The organism is Anabaena azotica SJ-1, from assembly GCF_047275885.1.
GTDB lineage: Bacteria > Cyanobacteriota > Cyanobacteriia > Cyanobacteriales > Nostocaceae > Trichormus_B > Trichormus_B azotica_A.
In genome coordinates this window covers 2,150,104-2,168,940 of record NZ_CP178454.1, presented here as the reverse complement: position 1 = coordinate 2,168,940, position 18,837 = coordinate 2,150,104, and the positions used below count along the sequence as shown (strand labels likewise).

Annotated in this window: 10 protein-coding genes; 6 read left to right on the top strand and 4 right to left on the bottom strand. The window is 38.4% G+C overall.

Features of this window, described 5'->3' with window-relative positions:
• The first annotated feature begins 167 nt into the window (after positions 1-167).
• The gene (locus ACLLO5_RS09505) at positions 168-1,556 is read left to right on the top strand and encodes an S-layer homology domain-containing protein (protein ID WP_413175208.1); all 1,389 of its coding nucleotides are present in this window, start codon (positions 168-170) and stop codon (positions 1,554-1,556) included.
• 421 nt (positions 1,557-1,977) lie between these two features.
• Entirely contained in the window at positions 1,978-3,063 is a 1,086-nt protein-coding gene (locus ACLLO5_RS09500) for an SGNH/GDSL hydrolase family protein (RefSeq protein ID WP_413175207.1), read from the top strand.
• Here the strand turns inward: ACLLO5_RS09500 and ACLLO5_RS09495 are convergent.
• The 3 genes from ACLLO5_RS09495 to ACLLO5_RS09485 all read right to left on the bottom strand — a co-directional run bounded on the left by ACLLO5_RS09495 (position 3,005) and on the right by ACLLO5_RS09485 (position 7,958).
• Positions 3,005-3,781: a class II aldolase/adducin family protein gene (locus ACLLO5_RS09495; protein ID WP_413175206.1), complete on the bottom strand. Its 777-nt coding sequence runs from the start codon at positions 3,779-3,781 to the stop codon at positions 3,005-3,007. The genes ACLLO5_RS09500 and ACLLO5_RS09495 overlap by 59 nt on opposite strands.
• Positions 3,782-3,978: 197 nt before the next feature.
• Positions 3,979-5,517, bottom strand: a complete 1,539-nt coding sequence (locus ACLLO5_RS09490) for an ArnT family glycosyltransferase (RefSeq protein ID WP_413175205.1) — start codon at positions 5,515-5,517, stop codon at positions 3,979-3,981.
• A gap of 5 nt (positions 5,518-5,522) precedes the next feature.
• Positions 5,523-7,958, bottom strand: coding sequence for a hypothetical protein (locus tag ACLLO5_RS09485; RefSeq protein WP_413175204.1), 2,436 nt, complete (start codon positions 7,956-7,958; stop codon positions 5,523-5,525).
• 250 nt (positions 7,959-8,208) lie between these two features.
• Between ACLLO5_RS09485 and ACLLO5_RS09480 the strand changes: the two genes are divergently transcribed.
• From ACLLO5_RS09480 to ACLLO5_RS09470, 3 genes are all read left to right on the top strand, one after another.
• On the top strand, positions 8,209-9,153 hold the full coding sequence (locus tag ACLLO5_RS09480) for a glycosyltransferase family 2 protein (RefSeq protein ID WP_413175203.1): 945 nt from the start codon (positions 8,209-8,211) through the stop codon (positions 9,151-9,153).
• Positions 9,154-9,242: 89 nt separating this feature from the next.
• Positions 9,243-9,611, top strand: coding sequence for an EamA family transporter (locus ACLLO5_RS09475; RefSeq protein WP_413175202.1), 369 nt, complete (start codon positions 9,243-9,245; stop codon positions 9,609-9,611).
• Positions 9,612-10,195: 584 nt separating this feature from the next.
• Entirely contained in the window at positions 10,196-11,104 is a 909-nt protein-coding gene (locus ACLLO5_RS09470) for a polysaccharide deacetylase family protein (protein WP_413175201.1), read from the top strand.
• Between the two features lie 161 nt (positions 11,105-11,265).
• Here the strand turns inward: ACLLO5_RS09470 and ACLLO5_RS09465 are convergent, their stop codons facing one another.
• Positions 11,266-15,969: a glutamate synthase-related protein gene (locus ACLLO5_RS09465; protein ID WP_413175200.1), complete on the bottom strand. Its 4,704-nt coding sequence runs from the start codon at positions 15,967-15,969 to the stop codon at positions 11,266-11,268.
• Between the two features lie 893 nt (positions 15,970-16,862).
• On the opposite strand from ACLLO5_RS09465, the gene ACLLO5_RS09460 reads away from it, so the two are divergent.
• Positions 16,863-18,779, top strand: coding sequence for a phosphodiester glycosidase family protein (locus tag ACLLO5_RS09460; protein ID WP_413176046.1), 1,917 nt, complete (start codon positions 16,863-16,865; stop codon positions 18,777-18,779).
• Positions 18,780-18,837: the final 58 nt, after the last annotated feature.

Sequence of the window (18,837 nt, the reverse complement as noted above, 5' to 3'; positions counted from 1 at the left end):
TCCCCCATCTCCCCCATCTCCCTCATCCTCCCCATCTCCCCCATCCTCCCCATCTCTCCCATCCTCCCCATCTCCCCCATCTCCCCATCTCCCCCATCTCCCCATCTCCCCTGCTCCCTGCTGATAAAATGCTAGGGTAGAAAAGGAAACTTGACTTTTAATTTCCTGTGTTGTCTTCTAAACGTCCAGCTATCTTTCTAAGTATGGCTGTTTTACTATCTTCCTTAACAGCCTGTTCTAACAGTCCTGCGTCCAAAAATTTGGAGCAATCTTTAGCAGCAGACCCCGCGCTGCAAAATAACCCTACAGTTTTTGGACAAACCAAGAATCAAGGAATCTCAACTACACCTACAGTTCAGTTACCTCAAGACTTTCCTAAAGAAATTCCTATCTATCCCAATGCCACATTACAAGAAATTAAACCTGATAATAATTCAGAAAATTCAGAACCAAAAACTATAACTCGCTGGCAAAGTTCCGACCCCAGCAATTTTATCACCAGCTTTTACCGAAATCAGTTTCAAAACAAAAACTGGCAGATTTTACAACAACCAAAAGATGATATAGAAGGCACTTTTGAAGTAAAGCAAAATAACTTATTTTTAAAAGTAACAATTCAACCAAAATCAGTTACTAACACGACATCCAATCAAGCCCAAACTGCAACTGAATTATTAATTGAATACTTACCTAATAAAATTGCCATCAATCAACCCACCATTAATCAACCTAATTTAAATCAAAACTTAAATCAAAACTCTAGTGAAATTCCCCAACCGGGTGATCCACAGTTTATTGGACCTATCATACCCAACGCAAATGTAGTCCAACAACCAGTTATCCCAACAAACACATCTGAACCTCAAGAATTTAGTGACTTAAATCAAGCACCACCAGAATGGCGAAAACAGATTCAAGATTTAGCAACATTGGGTGTATTGTCAATAGAACCAGACAAAACTAAACCCAACTCTAATTCTACAAATAACCAATTTCAACCCAATCAAATCATTACCCGTAGAGAATATGCTCGTTGGCTAGTTGCTGCTAATAATGCCATGTATGCTAATAATCCTGCCAAGCAAATTCGTCTAGCATCAGCAAATGATCAACCTGCTTTTAGAGATGTTTTACCTAAAGATCCTGATTTTTCCGCTATTCAAGGATTAGCAGAAGCAGGATTAATTCCCAGTTCTTTAACTGGAGACACGACAGCGGTTTTATTTCGTCCTGATGCACCCTTAACAAGAGAACAATTGTTATTGTGGAAAGTCCCGTTAGATACTCGTCAAGCCTTACCTGTTGCTAACTTAGAAGCCGTTAAGCAAACCTGGGGTTTCCAAGATACAGAAAAAATTGACCCTAAAGCACTCAGAGCAATTTTGGCTGATTTCCAAAGTGCTGAACAATCAAATATTCGGCGGGTGTTTGGGTATACAACATTATTCCAACCCAAAAAAGCTGTAACTCGCGCTGAAGCTGGTGCAGCTTTGTCTTATTTCGGTATTCAGAGTGAGGGAATTTCAGCAACTGAGGCTTTGAAATTAAAGAGTTAAAACCAGAATATAGGACATCGTATTTTGGATTCACAGGGAACAGGGAACAAACAATAAAAAAATGTCCTCACAATTGCGGCTACTGCTATATTTACAGCTTCATATATTCTTTATAATACACCACTAATTATAAAGTTAAGGTAAATCTCAGGGTTTTCATTGAATTCAGATCCTGTTTAATGAATCTTTTGACATAAATTAAATATAATTACTTAAGTTGACTGAATAAGTTGGACTCAGCACAAGCTTGTAAAAAATACTAAAACTAAAAACTGCAAAAACACTTAGGCTACAAGCATCATAATTCTCAAACTTTCTTGCATAAATTTCTAATCACTCAAAAAATAATCTGTAGATTTACTAACCTCTACAGATTTATATACGTGCAAGATTCACAAAAAATACAAGGAATTTAATGATCATGAAAAAACAAGTTGTAGCGGCTGGTTTTGTCCTCGTTTCTTTCATGTTGCCACTAAAAGCTTCGGCGGTAACTTTTAGCAATTTTTATGTATTTGGCGATAGTCTTTCAGATACAGGCAACATTTTTAATTTAACTCAAAATTTAGGGGGTTTACCCCCAAGTCCACCCTACTTTGACGGACGTTTTTCTAATAATAAAATTTGGGTAGATTACCTGGGAGAAAATCTAAATTTAACGCCTACTCCATTCACAAATTTAGGTCTTCCTCCTTACAATACGACTACCTTGAACCAAAGTATTAACTTTGCTATTGGTGGTGCCAACTCTGGTTCAGGTAACGCTGTTGTTCCTAATCCGCGATTACTAGGAGTATTAGAACAGGTTGGTTTGTTTACCCAGCCATTCCTAGCCACGAATCAACTGCTTGATCCCAATGCGTTATATGCTGTGTGGGGAGGTGGCAATGATTATCTGTTTGGTGGGAGTAATACTACTAATCAAACAGTCCAAAATTTATCAACAGCAGTAGATTTTTTAGCTTCATCTGGGGCTAAAAATATCATGGTATTTAATTTACCAGATTTGGGTAAAACTCCGTTCGCCTTAGCCAACCAAAAATCCCAATTTTTCACTGATTTAACAATTGACCATAACAATAAATTAGCAGCCAGCCTAAACTTATTTACAAGCAACATACCTGACATTAATCTGATTAATGTTGATGTATTTTCCCTATTTAATCAAGTTGTAAACAATCCTGGAGAATTTGGTTTTACAAACGTTACTAGTCCTTGTGTTGTAGGTCCATTGACCAATATAATCAGTGTATGTAGTAGTGATCAACAAAACAATTTTCTGTTTTTTGACGGCTTACATCCCACATCAAATGCTCATCGTCTCATAGCAGATGCAGCACTTTCCGCAATCTCAGCTAAATCTGTTCCTGAATCTTCAGCAGCTTGGGGACTGTTGGGGTTGGGAGTGTTGGGTGTAACAGGAGCTATTAAACGTAAACAAAAGGCTTTTAATTCAGCAAATCTGGTTCTTGCTGCACAATCATCTCGTACAACGGTTGAAAGCTAAACCAACCCAACTCATGAGAACCTACCTGAGAGTGGGTTAAGCTTGCATATTCTGGTTTGATAAGATGGGGTTTCCCTGCGGCTTCAGCTAGTAATTGTGCTTGACAAGAACGTTCCATTGTAATGAACCACCAAGCTGCCTCATCAACTGTTTTACCGACGGTGAGTAAGCCGTGGTTCTGGAGAATAATAGCTTTGTTTTTACCTAAAGTTTGGGAAATACGTTCACCTTCTTTTGGGTCAAGAACAACACCTGTGTAGTCTGCAAACAGGCTATGGTCTTCGTAGAAAGCGCAAGCATCTTGGGTAATGGGATCAAGAAGACGACCAAGGGTAGACCAACTTTTTCCGTAGATAGAATGGGCATGGGCAGCAGCTATTACATCAGGACGTGCGGCATGAACTTGAGAATGAATAGCAAAAGCTGCCCGATTTACTGGGCTGTCACCATAAATAACTTCACCATTCTGGTTAACTAAAATCAGGTCACTAACTCGAATTAAACCAAAATGGACACCAAAAGGGTTAACCCAAAAGTGTTCTGGGTTTTCTGGGTCGCGGGCTGTAATGTGACCAGCAATACCTTCATCAAAACCAAACCGGGAAAATAAACGGAATGCAGCTGCTAGACGCTGCTGAAGATGTAGCCGTTGTTCTGCAACAGAATTAAAGGTTGGTATTTGGAGGATATTTTTATTTGGTTGAGATATAACTTGCATATAATTCGGATGTTTAATGGAAAGTAGACTATATTTTTACAATACAACAGAATACTGGAAAAGGAATGGTGGTGCAAAAGCATACCTGTTTTGGGATAATTAAGACTGAAAAATCAATACTTAAAATATAATTTTGGTGTATTTATATTGCTTTGATATTGACAAATCGCGATAAATAGCTAGGTTAAAATTGAAAACTATATTGATGGTGAAATCAATGTAAAACCATTAACTTCTCCTAAGATATTACTCTGACCTAAATTCATTTTTTCCAAAGTTTCACTATCCACCAATAGATTAAATTTCTTAGACCACATCTCCTGTAAAACCGAAAAAGGAACAGCAATAACCTGACAATCACTATAAAAATCTAAACTAGGACGACTATAACTAAAAGAAGTATAAATTGTTTTTCCCGCTGGAATATGTTGACGAATTAATGCCGCAACTGGTTTAACTGGAAATGCTTCATTTAACTCCCATATCCAAGAATTTGAACTCATTAACAGCAATAAAACCAAATACATTCCTCCAAATAAAACCGGAATAAAGTTACGTTTTTTCTTGATAACTAACCATGTAGTAATACCCATACTAATTGCTAAAACAATACTCATGGTAATTAATGTAGTTTGTGGGTCAGCCAAACTAAAATAAACACAACCTCCTAAACCAGCAACAGTTAAAAAAGCAAAAAATCCTCCCAGAGATTTGAAATTAAACTTTCTTTCTTGCCAAATTTCACTCAAATTAACGCCAATTGCTAAAGCTAAAAATGGATATATAGGCATTACATACCAGGGGAGTTTTGTATTCATAAATGAGATAGTCCCAAGGTAAATTACTGTGCCGATAATAATTAAACGACTCCAAGCAGTATGTCGTTTGTTCCAAGCTAAATATAACCCTCCAGGCAAAAATAATAACCAAGGAAAACCATATTTAAGTATTTCTATGAAATAGAACCAAATAGGGCCAGTATGACCTTCTACAGATTCCGTCAGTCTGGCAAAAGTTTGTGATTGCAAATTTATTTGTAAAAAATTCTCTCCATAATGTAGCCATTGGGCTATGTACCAAGCAATAGGTAAAGCATTGCCTAATAATATTCCTATCCATAAATATAAATTTTTAAATAAATAAAACTGTCTATTGAGTAATATAAATAAACCAGCAATTCCCCCCAGCAGTAAAACTATCATGCCTTTGGTAAGAGTAATTAATCCTAAACTCAAACCAATTCCTAAAGCATAAATTCTCTGCTGATGGGATTTTAAGATAGAAAATAATAACAACAAAAAAAATGTAATTACTGCACCATCTAACATTGCTAGTCTGCCATGACGCACGACAGGTAACATGGTCATGTAAACTAAAGCAGTAAATAATGCTGGTAAACTTTGGTTAAAAACTAAATTTCCTATTGAGTAAAGTAAAGGTACACCTAACGCAGTTAATAATGCACTTGGTAAGCGTGTTGTCCATTCATTTACACCTCCTAATGAATAAGCAACAGCAATTAACCAATGTATTAAAGGTGGTTTATTATGATATGGTTCACCTCCTAAAGTTGGATAAAGCCAAACCATTTTATCAACGGGGTGACGATAAATGTCACGGGCAACTTGGGCAATAGTACCTTCATCCCAATCTCGTAAAGGCAAATTTCCTAAACATATTAACCACAGGAATAAAGATGCAAATAACAATCCTAATAACCAATATTTATTCCTCATATTTATCAATTAATTAATGGCAGAAATTTCATTATATTTGTGACGGTTTTTAATGTTTTTAATTCTGGTATATCTGGTTTAATTTTTTCGGCTATAGCTAATGGTTTTTCAGCTTTTCTTGGTTGAAAGCTATACAAATGTATAAAGCTTAAGTAAGTCCATAAATAAGGATTTTGACTATCATATTTAGTTAATTCTGTTAAATTCTGGATTAATTCTGAGGCTTTGCGCTGTAACAGTTGTGATAAAACTAAACTATAACGCCAATTGAGGTTATTTGGTTCGTTTTGCAAATAATAATTAGCTGCAAGTTCAATTTGTTTTAAATAATCTAGAGTTGGATCATATTGATTGAAGTTATCTATCTGCTCAAATATATTTTCTAATTTACCATTTTGTAATTCTGGTGCTAATTGTGAGATGCGGGAAACTAAATCTAAAGGTGGTGATTTTTCTATGTTTCCTTCATCTGTGACATTTACCGTTACATCTTGAATATTTAAGGGTGTGATTTTGCTATTTCTTCTATCTAGATATAAAGCAGAAAGTTGATATTTACCTAAAGGTAGTGTTTTGGGAATAAATGTAGATAAATTCTCAATTACTCTAAAAGTTCCTTGGGGATGGCATTTAAAACCACAGTATAGATTTCCCAGTGCAATCGCATGATCATGATACCATGAAAATTGCTGATTTTTCCATCTCAATAGTAATAACCCATTCTGCAATTCATCCCATTTACCTGTCATTTCATAAGTAACAGGATTATTGTTTTCTCTGATTAATTGATTAGAAATTTGAACTTTATCTAGAGCAAATTCTTGTTCAATAGTGTTTATTTTTTGAATTACTACATCGGGATTTTTTCGATGATATAATTTGAGTGTATCATTATTTGGTAATTCCCACTTAGCTTGTAAGCTTAAATCAGGAGCAGATTCAACTAAAGATTTTAATTTGCGTTTAACTTCTCCTTTTTCTCCTGGTTGTTCTGGTTCGTTATCTCTGGTGATATACCAGGAAAAATACTGTAAATCTTGGTTAATATCAGCTAATTTTGTGGTTAATTTTCTCCCATGTACACGAAAATCTGCTAATTTACCGTAATAATCTAAAGTGAATTCGTTTATTTGCGGTGTAGAAACCGGAATTATCCCCAAAGTTGATCGTAAATAGGGAGTTGTTTGGTTAATTTTATCTATTAATTGAGAAAGGGGATATTTTTTAGCGTCATCGTTGGGTAAATGCTTTCCTCCCCATGCTTGTATTAAGGGTAAAGTAAACAAGTTATTCAATAATACTATGATGCTTAATCCTAAAGTTATTAACCTCAGTTTATCAAAGCTGATATTTTTTATTAGATGGAAGAAATAAGCTAAAATTAAACTGATGATGGGAAAAACTGGGAGAATAAATCTAATATCTTTATTTGTACCCAAAGTGCAAAGTATGTAACTGCTAAAGAGGAAAATTAATAACCAGATTAAACCAGACTTCCCCAAACTTTGTTTAATTGCATCTTGAGAAAATTTATGTTTAATTAAATAAACTAATAAAATTCCTAAACTCACGCATAATATTGGTAAACCTACTGTTTCTGGTACAAGTTGCGGATAAAATATCCATCCAGCAATAGTAGTTGCAGCCGGATCACCTTCCCGTTTTCCCACACTGTTAGCGTGTAAAGCTGAAGTGATAATTGTTAACCAATTGACACTATACCAAGAACCACAAATTAACCAAGCGGAAATTAAAGATAAACCTGATTGAATTAGTTTAATAAATTTGCGGTTTTTGATAAAGGTAATTAATGTCCAAATTCCAGGAATGAAAAGAAAAAGAAATCCTGTGGGTTTAGCCAACATGATTAACCCTATTCCTAATCCCAAGATAAAAGTTAATATCCATGATATCCAACCAGTGTAACTATTTCTCCAAATTGTTAAAATGGTAAATGTGAAAATGACGATGGCTGTTAAACCATAATCTAATAAATAATCTGTTCTGACAATTCCCAATATAGGAAATAGTAAACAAAAAATGCTGGCAGTTATAGATATTTGGCGATTTTTAAATAAATATTTTCCTAAATGATATACAGATAATATAATTATTGCTGAATACAATAAATTAACTAAACTTGCTTGGTCGTATCCCTGACCAAACAGAAATAAAAAGGGAACTGTACAAATATATACAAAGGGAGCGCGATAACTAGGGGTTAATTGCCACAGAGATAACCACCATTCTCCTGAGAATAAATTAAAATTCTCAAAGATGCGATAATGACTTAATGCTCCTGTTAAATGTGCGCTTTGATCATGGGCTGGGATAGAATTATCTAATAAAAACCAAGTTCTATCTATAACTAATGCTACTAACCAAATTAATAATAGTATGAGATAATCTTTTTTAGATTTAGTATCATGGAAATCATTCATATTTACAGGAACACAAATTTTTACTAGATTAAATTATCTATGTGCTGAAAAAAATTTCTATTTCAATAACTAAACTGGAGTTACTGAATTAGAAGATGAAATTCAACAATTTTTGTTTTCAAAATCTGATTTTTCTGGGTAAAACTAATTCATAGTTTCATTCAGAAATGCCACAAAATTATGGTTTTATAGAAGCTGTTGTGGATTCAACAAAGCTAGATTAAAAACTTTGTAGAAATTATCAATTATTGTGAATCAGCCCATCTATTCCCTGGTTATCCCCATTTACAACGAAGAAGAAAATATTACAGAAATGTATAGCCGTCTAATTAATGTTATGGAACAATTAGACGGTGATGTTGAACTAATTTTAATTGATGATGGTAGTTGCGATCGCTCTTTGAGTATGATCCGCGAACTCCATCATCATGATAGTCGAGTACGTTACCTGAGTCTAGCTAGAAATTTCGGTCATCAAGTCGCTGTCACAGCAGGTTTAAACTTTGCCCAAGGCAAAAGCATCATTGTTATGGATGCTGACTTACAAGACCCTCCAGAATTAATTTTAACCATGATTGACAAATGGCATGAAGGATATCAAGTTGTTTATGCCCAAAGGATCTCACGTCAAAAAGAAAGCTGGCTAAAACGCTTTACTGCATATCTTTTTTATCGTCTTCTCAAGCGTTTGGCTCAAGTTGATATCCCTGTGGATACGGGAGACTTCTGTTTAATGGATAGACAGGTGGTAGATATCCTCAATGCTATGCCAGAACGTAACCGCTACATTCGTGGTTTACGTGCTTGGGTTGGTTTTCGACAAACATCCGTACTTTTTGAAAGAAATCCCCGTTATGCTGGGGATGTAAAATATACTTTTACCAAGTCTTTTTCTTTGGCAATTGATGGTATTATTTCTTTTTCCAAAGTTCCCCTCAGAGTAGCTACTTATTTAGGGCTTTTATCCGCTACTATTGCTTTAATCATGATATTACTAGTGCTTTATTGGCGGATATTTGCACCAGTATCTCCCTTAATAGGCTATACATTAATTACAATTGCCATGTTTTTCTTAGGTTCTGTACAGTTAATTTGTATTGGTATTTTGGGTGAATATATTGGTCGGATATACGAAGAAGTTAAGGGTCGTCCTCTTTATACGCTTAAGGAAACTGGAGGTTTTACAAAAACTTGATCTACTTAGCTTAGAGTCCTGATTTTTTCATAAGTAATTGCTCTTGTTATTTATCCGCAAATCAGAATTAAAATAATCAGGTAATATCAGTGACTCCACCAGAATTTAGTTTACTGCTCATATCAGTCCTCATCAGTGTGGCTGGACAATTTTTATTAAAAATGGGCGCGTTAAAATTAGGTAAAGTTCATGCTGGGAACTTTTTTAGCCTAATTTTCAACATTATCACCATACCAGAGCTTTTATTAGGACTTACCTGTTACGGTATTGGTGCGATCGCTTATATCCTACTATTAACAAGAGTTAACCTTAGTGTTGCTGCTCCTGCTGTATCCGTTGGTTATATCTTTTCTGTATTACTGGGTTACTTTATTCTCAAAGAACCTATTCCTCTACTCCGTATTGTAGGATTAGGTTTAATTGTGATGGGAGTGATATTAGTAGTCTGGCGAAAATAACTTCAAAATAGGAATTATTTATTGTCGTTGACAAACAACTTCATTATCTATTGATAAAATTATTTTTTGCATCCAGGAACAGTATCTCTATTAACGAATAAATAGGGCTTGATTATGGAAAGATATGATCAGTCGCTTTTTCTTATCCATCTATTGGATAAAATTTCTAAAACAATAATATTGCATCTAAAAATTTAATTTTTTCTTTAAAATGTAGGAACAAAGTTTAGAGGTAAAATATACATTAATAGTAATATTACTGATAGATTGTGCCGTTATTTTAGGATAGATACTCTATTCTTATGGACTATTTCTGTGGAATAATCATTGATTCAATATCCTACTGTGTTGACAAAAGTACAAAAGTCAGAGATTCATTACTTAAAGGTTGTCGTGAAATGTTAAATACTCAGATTTTAGGGAAATAAGTATAATTTTTCCACCTAAATTTCGGATTTTCTGTAACTTTGTATCGCAATTTTCATGATTACTAGTAAAACATTGAGTATCTAATATTTAGACAAAATGTGTTATAACCTACCGTCAGAAACATGACTGATGGTTCAACCCCAAGGAGATATATAGTGGAACACAATAAGTCGTTTTTTTGGCCGCAGGGAATATTAATTACATTACTTTGCTTAACTGGTACTGTAGGCATTGGTTTTATGATGCTTGTAAAACCAACTATCTCTGACGCGCGAAGTCGTTTCAATATCGGCAATAATGATATCGCTGCTAACGTAGGCACTCAACAACGGATTGAGGCTTTTAAGGCGACAATACTCACAAGTTGGCAGCAAGAAGCGCAAGCAAAAGGTATTAATACTGATGTGCCATCACGTTTTCAAGGTGAAACAATTAAAGCCGTAACACTCCCCTCAGATCAGAAAGTGATTGCACTCACCTTTGATGATGGACCTTGGCCGAAAAGCACGGCGCAAATCCTTGATATTCTCAAAAAAAATCATATTAAAGGTACATTTTTTGTTCTTGGGCAGAATGTAAAAAATTATCCAGATTTAACTAAACGAATAGTTGCTGAAGGCCATTCTATTGCTAATCATACCTGGCATCACTGGTATCATCAAATGAATCCGCAAACTGCGGCTTTTGAAGTTGCTAATACTACAGATATTATTTTTAAAACTACAGGTGTAAAAACAGGTTTGTTTCGCCCACCAGGTGGAATTATGACTAACGGAGTAGCAGGTTACGCCAGAAGTAATAAGTTTGCCATTATTATGTGGTCTGCTGACTCAACAGACTATTCTCGTCCTACTGTACCAAGATTAATCAACAATATTTTCAAGTCAGCAAAACCCGGTGGTATTGTATTAATGCATGATGGCGGTGGCGATCGCACTCACACCGTCAAAGCCTTGCCAGAAATTATTAATAAATTCCGCAAACAAGGCTATGAGTTTGTAACTATTCCAGAAATGCTAGAAATGCAAGATAAACATCAACAGTTACTGGCTAAGAAGAAGTAGTCAGGAGGCAGAAGGCAGAAGGCAGAAGGCAGAAGGCAGAAGGCAGAAGGCAGAAGGCAGAAGGCAGGAGTTCAGGAAGAAGAAAGAATTAATTTTCCTCCCCATCTCCCTCATCCTCCCCATCTCCCCCTGTCACCTGTCACCTGTCACCTGTCACCTAACTAAACAGAACTTAACTCTTTACTTACCTTCTCAGTTTCAGCATTAGCTTCTGGACTGTCGGCTTCTGAAGGTGGTACAACTTGCCAGAATTTAGGAAGATATTCTGACCAATTTTGTAAAATTAGTTGTGCTTTCGGTGAACCAGTGCGATCGCCATGAGCTTTAATCAAATCATGCAGTTGTTTTGCACCGGCTTCCGTTACCACTCGCTGAATTTTGACAATAGCCTTATTAACTAATTCAGGGAAAGTACCATCTTCATCTAAGAAGTAACCCAATCCTCCAGTCATACCAGCACCAACGTTGCGGCCGACTTTACCCAGAACTACAACTACACCACCGGTCATGTATTCACAGCAGTGATCACCAGCGCCTTCAATTACCGCTGTACCTTTAGAATTACGCACAGCAAAGCGTTCGCCGGCTAAACCGTTGGCAAATAATACACCACCAGTCGCACCGTAAAGACAGGTATTGCCAACAATCACATTTTGTGATGGGTCATAGTTAGCATTTGCTGGGGGTTTAATGATGATTTCTCCCCCGTGCATCCCTTTACCTACATAGTCGTTAGCTTCCCCGGTCAAAGCGAGGGTTAAACCAGGCAGATTAAACGCGCCAAAGCTTTGTCCAGCACTACCTTGGAAATTCAGGTTAATTTGACCTTCAAAGCCACTATCACCGTATTGGGATGCGATCGCCCCTGCTAATCTTGAACCTACTGTTCTATCGGTGTTGACGACTGTAAAAGTCTTGCTGATGGTCGATTGATTGCTAATCGCGGCTTGAATATCCGGATCAGCTAATATTTGGTCATCTAACACAGATCCATTGCTGTGAACTTCTTCGTGTTCCAACCAGCTACGGTTTTGTTTTGCGTCTGGTAGCTTAGTTAAGCAGTCTAAGTTGATGGATTGGGTTTTAGCCAGGTTCACATCAGAACGCACTGTTAACAAATCTGCCCTACCAGTCAATTCGGTTAAAGATCGATAACCTAGTTTAGCTAATAAACTGCGAACCTCTTCGGCGACAAAATAGAAGAAGTTAACAACATGGTCTGGAATACCTGTAAAGCGTTGACGCAACTCTTCTTTCTGAGTGGCTACACCCTTGGGACAAGTATTTAAATGACACACCCGTGCCATAATACAGCCTTCAGCAATCATGGCGATAGAACCAAAACCAAACTCTTCGGCACCCATTAAGGAAGCAACCAGAATATCCCAGCCACTCTTGAGACCACCATCAACTCTTAAAATCACGCGATCGCGTAATCCATTTTCCATCAACACCCGATGCACTTCACTTAATCCGAGTTCCCACGGACTACCAGCGTGTTTAATTGAACTTAAAGGAGATGCACCAGTACCGCCATCATGACCAGAAATTTGGATAATATCAGCATTAGCTTTCGCCACACCAGCTGCGATCGTACCAATCCCAATTTCCGCTACTAATTTCACAGAAACCTGTGCTTTAGGGTTAATTTGATGCAAGTCAAAAATCAACTGCGCCAAATCTTCAATCGAGTAAATATCATGGTGTGGTGGTGGAGAAATCAAAGTCACACCGGGCTTAGAACGGCGCAACATCGCAATATAAGGACTTACTTTAGGACCTGGTAACTGTCCACCTTCCCCTGGTTTTGCACCTTGAGCGATTTTGATTTCGATCTGTTTGGCGCTGGCTAAATATCCCGGTGTGACACCAAAACGACCAGAAGCCACTTGTTTGATGGCGCTGGAAGCAGTATCACCATTTCTCAACCCGTTTAAATGTGGCAGAGTGGGTGAATGTCCTGTTTCGTCAACATCATTTAATACTTTGTAACGAACTGGATCTTCGCCACCTTCACCAGAGTTAGATTTACCACCAATGCGATTCATGGCGATCGCTAAAGTTTCATGTGCTTCCCGTGACAACGCACCTAAAGACATTCCCCCAGTACAGAAGCGTTTAGCAATCTCGCTGACTGACTCTACTTCTTCAATCGGAATAGATGGACGTTCGCTGTGGAAATCCAGCAAATCCCGTAACGCCGTTGCTGGTCTACCTTGCAAATACTGTTTGTAAACTTCGTAATGGTCATATTTCTTACCATCTACAGCCTTATGCAGCGCCTTCACCAGTTCCGGGCTATTGCTATGATATTCACCACCGGGACGGTACTGAACAAAGCCAAGGTTTTCTAACTTCTTAGCAGTCAATTCCGGGAAAGCCTTACTGTGGAAACAAAGCACCTCTTGTGCAAGTTCCTTGCAACTTAATCCACCGATACGGGAAGTTGTGCCTCTAAAACCCAAAGCCAACAAATCCCCACCGATACCGATAGCTTCAAAAATTTGTGCTGCTTGATAGCTAGAAAGCAGAGAAATTCCCATTTTGGAGAGAATTTTCAACAAACCCGATTCTACAGCTTGACGATAATTTGCGATCGCCTGTTCTAGAGTCAGAGTATTAATTTTCCCCCTTTCCATAAACTGTTGCGTTTTCGGATCAGCCCACCAATCCCGCACAGTATCCAAAGCCATATAGGGACAAACCGCACCAGCACCATAGCCCAACAAACAAGCAAAATGATGGGTACTCCAACATTGGGCGGTGTGAACAACCAAAGAAGTTTTCATCCGCACACCTTCGCGGATCAAATAATGGTGAACCGCACCAATCGCCAACAAAGGGGGAATATAAGTGTATTCAGCACTGATACCCGCTTCTTTGCCCCCCTCAACGGTTGGGGGGATCTTATCACTCAAGATCAAAATTTTCGCACCAGCCCGCACAGATTCCGCTGCTTGTCTCTGCAAAGCTTCCACTGCCGCTTTTAAACCCTCTGGACCAGCAGCAATAGAAAACAAAGTTGACAACTCAGCAGTCGCAAAACCAGACAACTTAATTGCAGCCAACTCAGTCTCCGTCAACACCGGCGAATCTAACTTGAGTTTGCGAGCGTGTTCTGGTTTCGGTTCTAATAAATTACCCCTTTCACCCAGTTCCACCGTCAAAGACATCACCAGCTTTTCCCGCAAAGGGTCAATCGGTGGGTTTGTTACCTGAGCAAACCGCTGTTTAAAATAGTTATATAGCAGGTGTGGTTTTTCTGATAACACCGCCAAAGGAATATCATCTCCCATGCAGAAAGTCGGTTCTGCACCAGCATTAGCCATTGGCTGAATCACCATTTCCACATCTTCCGTGGTGTAGCCAAAAGCAATTTGTTGTTGGAGTAAAGTTTGTTTTTCTGGTAAGTCAGTGGTCAGATGTCCATTGTCAGACCCATGATGACCATTACCGTTACCATTCACCTCGGAAGGTTTTACCAACTGCTTCAATTCTTGGCGATATTGTTGCAACCAATCCCCATAAGGATGTAGCTTGGCAATACGTTGTTTAATTTCCCAGTTCTTCAGAATCTCATTGCTGGTTAAATCCACAGCAATCATTTGTCCTGGACCCAATCTGCCTTTTTCCAAAATATTGGCTTCTGGGAATTCCACCACACCCGCTTCCGAACCAACTACGATATAGTCATCTTTCGTAATCAAATAGCGAGCCGGTCTTAAACCATTACGGTCTAAAGTCGCACCCACTCTTTTTCCATCACTAAATACCAACAGCGCCGGTCCATCCCAAGCTTCTTGCAGACCGCTGTAATATTCATAAAAATCAACAATCTCAGGATAATTTTGCAAAGAAGGTTGATTTTTGTAAGCCTCTGGAACCATCATCATTAAAGCTTCCAAAGGGCTGCGTCCAGAACGCACCAGCAACTCCAGCACATTATCAAGGGTAGCTGAATCACTGCTGTCAGTATTTACCAGCGGTTTAAATTCCTCAGCCCTTCCATTCCAAACCGGATGATCTAAGGTAGCCTCTCTGGCCATCATCCAGTTAATGTTGCCCAAGAGCGTATTAATTTCGCCATTGTGACCCAATAGCCGCATAGGTTGCGCCAAAGGCCATTTCGGCATCGTATTGGTACTAAAGCGGCGATGATAAACAGCAAAGGCAATCTTGAAAGCCGGATTTTTTAAATCCTGGTAAAATTCTCCCAACACCGCCGAACGCACCATACCCTTATAGACAATTGTGCGGCTCGATAAGGAGCAAACATAAAACTCTTCGGAAATATTTTTGGCTGCTTTAACAATCCGGCGACGAGCAATATACAATTCCCGTTCTAATTCATCGCCACTTTTATCAGCCGACGCTAGAAAAACTTGTTCTATCTGGGGTTGATTTTCTTTTGCTTGCACCCCTAATACTTCTGAACGTACAGGGACTTCTCGCCAGCCCAGCACAGTCAATTTTTCCTCAGCCGCTACTTGCTCAAATATAGCTTTGACTTTTTTTGCTGATTCCTGGTCTTGGGGGAGGAATATCATTCCTACGGCAATATTACCAGTGCCGGAAACATTAATTCCTTCCTGTTGAAACAATTCCCAAGGAATCGCTGTCAAAATCCCTGCACCATCACCAGAGTCTTGGTCGGCGCTGCATCCTCCTCTATGTTCTAAACAAGTCAGAGCAGTTAAAGCTTTTGCCAAAATTTCATGATTGGCACGATTTTGTCGATGGGCTATAAACCCTACACCGCAAGCATCTCGTTCCTCTGCTAACCATCTTTGTCCTGAGTAAGTGTCCGTGATTTCCATATCTGACAATGTAATGTTTTGACCCTGATTCAATGGTTGATGATTCATACTCTATTCCTGAAATATTGAGTTACGGATTTTGCCACTATTGCTACTGCCAAGAAAAAAATTTCTAAATTTAGCGGTGGAGAAATACATAATCACGAAAATTTAGGGAAAAAAAATTTTAACTTCGGATTTACTTTTTGGCTTACCCGTGTTAAAATCACCGCGTTATTTTTTTATGTGTTTATGTACTATTAGAAAAACTGCCTTGATCTGGACTATTTGCTTTCCCTGACATTACGTTTATTTATGATGATAAAGCTAAGTATTTTTCAATCCCCTTTTAGCCAGATCAAGGGTATTGCTCAGGATAACCTGCCTTGGTGTCCCTGAAATTCAGTGTAAACTGAACAATCCACTGTCTCGAAAGCTGCAATTCTCTGGTTGCAGTCACAAAGACAGCGTATTAAACTATATAACCATTTGACGATTCCTAAACTATAGCTGTTGTCTATAATTTTCGCCGATTGTCAATTGTTCCCTGTCTGGTTGACAATTATGACTTCAGTGAAACCGCAACAGCAACAGCCAATGACTTATGTCAAGCTGCGCTATCGGTGATGATGGAATATTTTAATTTTTGGTTTAAATACCAAGACTACTATTATAGCGTGTTTGTAAAAATGTGTTATTTAGAACAATTAGCCTTAGTAGTTTTGGCGGAAAAATTGCTTGCCAGTTTTTACAGGATATAAATAGCCAAAATACATAATATCACTTTTATTGAAAAATAAAAGCATAATTTTTTAAGATTTCCTCATAATTGCTCAGATATCCTCTAAGGTGGTAAGGGGATTGGGGAAATGAGGGGGATGAGGGGGATGAGGGAAGTAATTTTCCTAATTACCATCAATCCCCAATTACCAATTACCAATGCCCATTTAAGGATATTAAAAATGCCGATGACTATAACTAACAAGCGGGGGTTTTTCCGCTATTCAGTTTCGTCAATTCTTTCGACTGCACTGTGTTTGACTGCTACTTATACTACTAGCGCCCAACAGTCTCCTACAAATTCTCAACTCCTCCCTAGCTTGATTTCTCAATTACCCACATCATCATCTGGTAATCAAATAACCCTGAATGGCCGTACTTTATCAGCAGCCTGGTTACAACAACGGACAACAGACGGTAAAGTAATAACTCATCTGAGTGATGGGGCGCTGAGGCAGTTGATGGGGGTAGATTTATTAAATACCAGCAATCCTGAACTACAACCGGTGGAATGGTTTTCGTCAGGGACTCCAACACTTAAGGCCAAGCTGTTGGGAGGATATCGCTATTTAGATATTTCTAATTTTGCTCAAACAGCAGGTTGGCAAATACAAGCGAATGGCAACGCTTTGGTGATTTCTACTCCCCAAGCAAAAATCAATAATATTCGTCAGGGAAAACGACCTAATGGTGACAGACTGGTTGTTGATTTAGATCGCCCAACTCCGTGGCAAGTTACACAAGGTCAACCGATAAAAAGACTTGTAAACTCTAATGCACCAATTTCTCAACTCCCTAAACCACTAAATAGAGAGTGGATAATTACTCTAGATAGTACCGCTGATAACGGCTTGATTCAAAGGTATATACCCCAACCGACTTTACTGCCAAAACAATTAAATCAATTACCTTCACCAATTTCCCCTGAACAACTAATTCAAAAAGTGGAAGTTGTTAATAACAGAACTATTATTAGTCTTAGTGTACCCTTTGGTTTAGCTCCCCAGGTTAGTGCGATCGCTAACCCGAATCGTTTGGTGATTGATATTCGTCCTGATGCCTTAGTCGCAAAGGATATAACTTGGGCAAGGGGTTTACGTTGGCAGCAAAAATTTATAAATTCAGGTACAGACAGTTTCCCCGTAGTTTGGCTGGAAATTAATCCCAGAATTGTTGGGTTATCGCTAAAACCAATTTGGGCTAACCCAGAAACTCAAACAGGTATAGCCCCTTTAATCCAAACAGCAAAACGTTATTTAGCTGTAGCAGGAATTAACGGGGGTTATTTCAACCGCAATAATAAATTACCGTTAGGGGCAATTCGGCGGGATAATCAGTGGGTATCAGGGCCAATTCTCAACCGAGGTGCGATCGCATGGAATGATTCAGGAGAATATTATTTTGGCCGCCTCACCCTCAACGAAACTTTAATCACCAGCAATAACCAACCGTTATCAATTCTATTCCTCAACAGTGGCTATGTACAAAATGGCATTGCCCGTTATACCCCTATTTGGGGGTCTACTTATACACCCCTCACAGATAACGAAATCATCCTCGTTGTCCAAAAAGACCAAATTATCAACCAGCTACCAGGTAGTAAAGTAGGTGTCACCCCCATTCCCATTCCTAAAGACGGCTACCTCCTCACCTTACGCGGTACAGCTGCCACTAACGCCTCTAAATTACCAATTGGTACAAAAGTTAGTCTTACCACCACCACCACTCCTGCTGATTTTAGTCGTTATCCTCACATCATCGGCGCAGGTCCACTTCTAGTCCAAAATCGGCAAATTGTCCTTAATGCCAAAGCTGAAAAATTCAGCGATGCTTTCATTGCTGAAAAAGCAGTTCGCAGTGCCATTTGTACCACCACCACAGGTAATTTAATCATTGCCGCCGTACATAATCGCGCTGGTGGCAATGGACCCACTTTAGCTGAACACGCCCAATTAATGCAGGTTATGGGTTGTGTAAATGCCCTCAACTTAGACGGTGGTAGTTCTACAAGTCTATATTTGGGAGGACAATTACTTGATCGTTCTCCCAATACAGCCGCCCGTGTCCACAACGGTATAGGTATTTTTCTTAACCCTTGATAATTCAGTCACTGCCTTAAGGGTTTTCAGGCTTTTCCCTGATAATTGCCTTGGTTCT

Coding starts and splice junctions, on each gene's coding strand:
- ACLLO5_RS09500 (WP_413175207.1), top strand. CDS start 1,978: ATGAAAAAACAAGTTGTAGCGGCTGGTTTTGTCCTCGTTTCTTTCATG.
- ACLLO5_RS09495 (WP_413175206.1), bottom strand. CDS start 3,781: ATGCAAGTTATATCTCAACCAAATAAAAATATCCTCCAAATACCAACC.
- ACLLO5_RS09490 (WP_413175205.1), bottom strand. CDS start 5,517: ATGAGGAATAAATATTGGTTATTAGGATTGTTATTTGCATCTTTATTC.
- ACLLO5_RS09485 (WP_413175204.1), bottom strand. CDS start 7,958: ATGAATGATTTCCATGATACTAAATCTAAAAAAGATTATCTCATACTA.
- ACLLO5_RS09465 (WP_413175200.1), bottom strand. CDS start 15,969: ATGAATCATCAACCATTGAATCAGGGTCAAAACATTACATTGTCAGAT.
- ACLLO5_RS09460 (WP_413176046.1), top strand. CDS start 16,863: ATGCCGATGACTATAACTAACAAGCGGGGGTTTTTCCGCTATTCAGTT.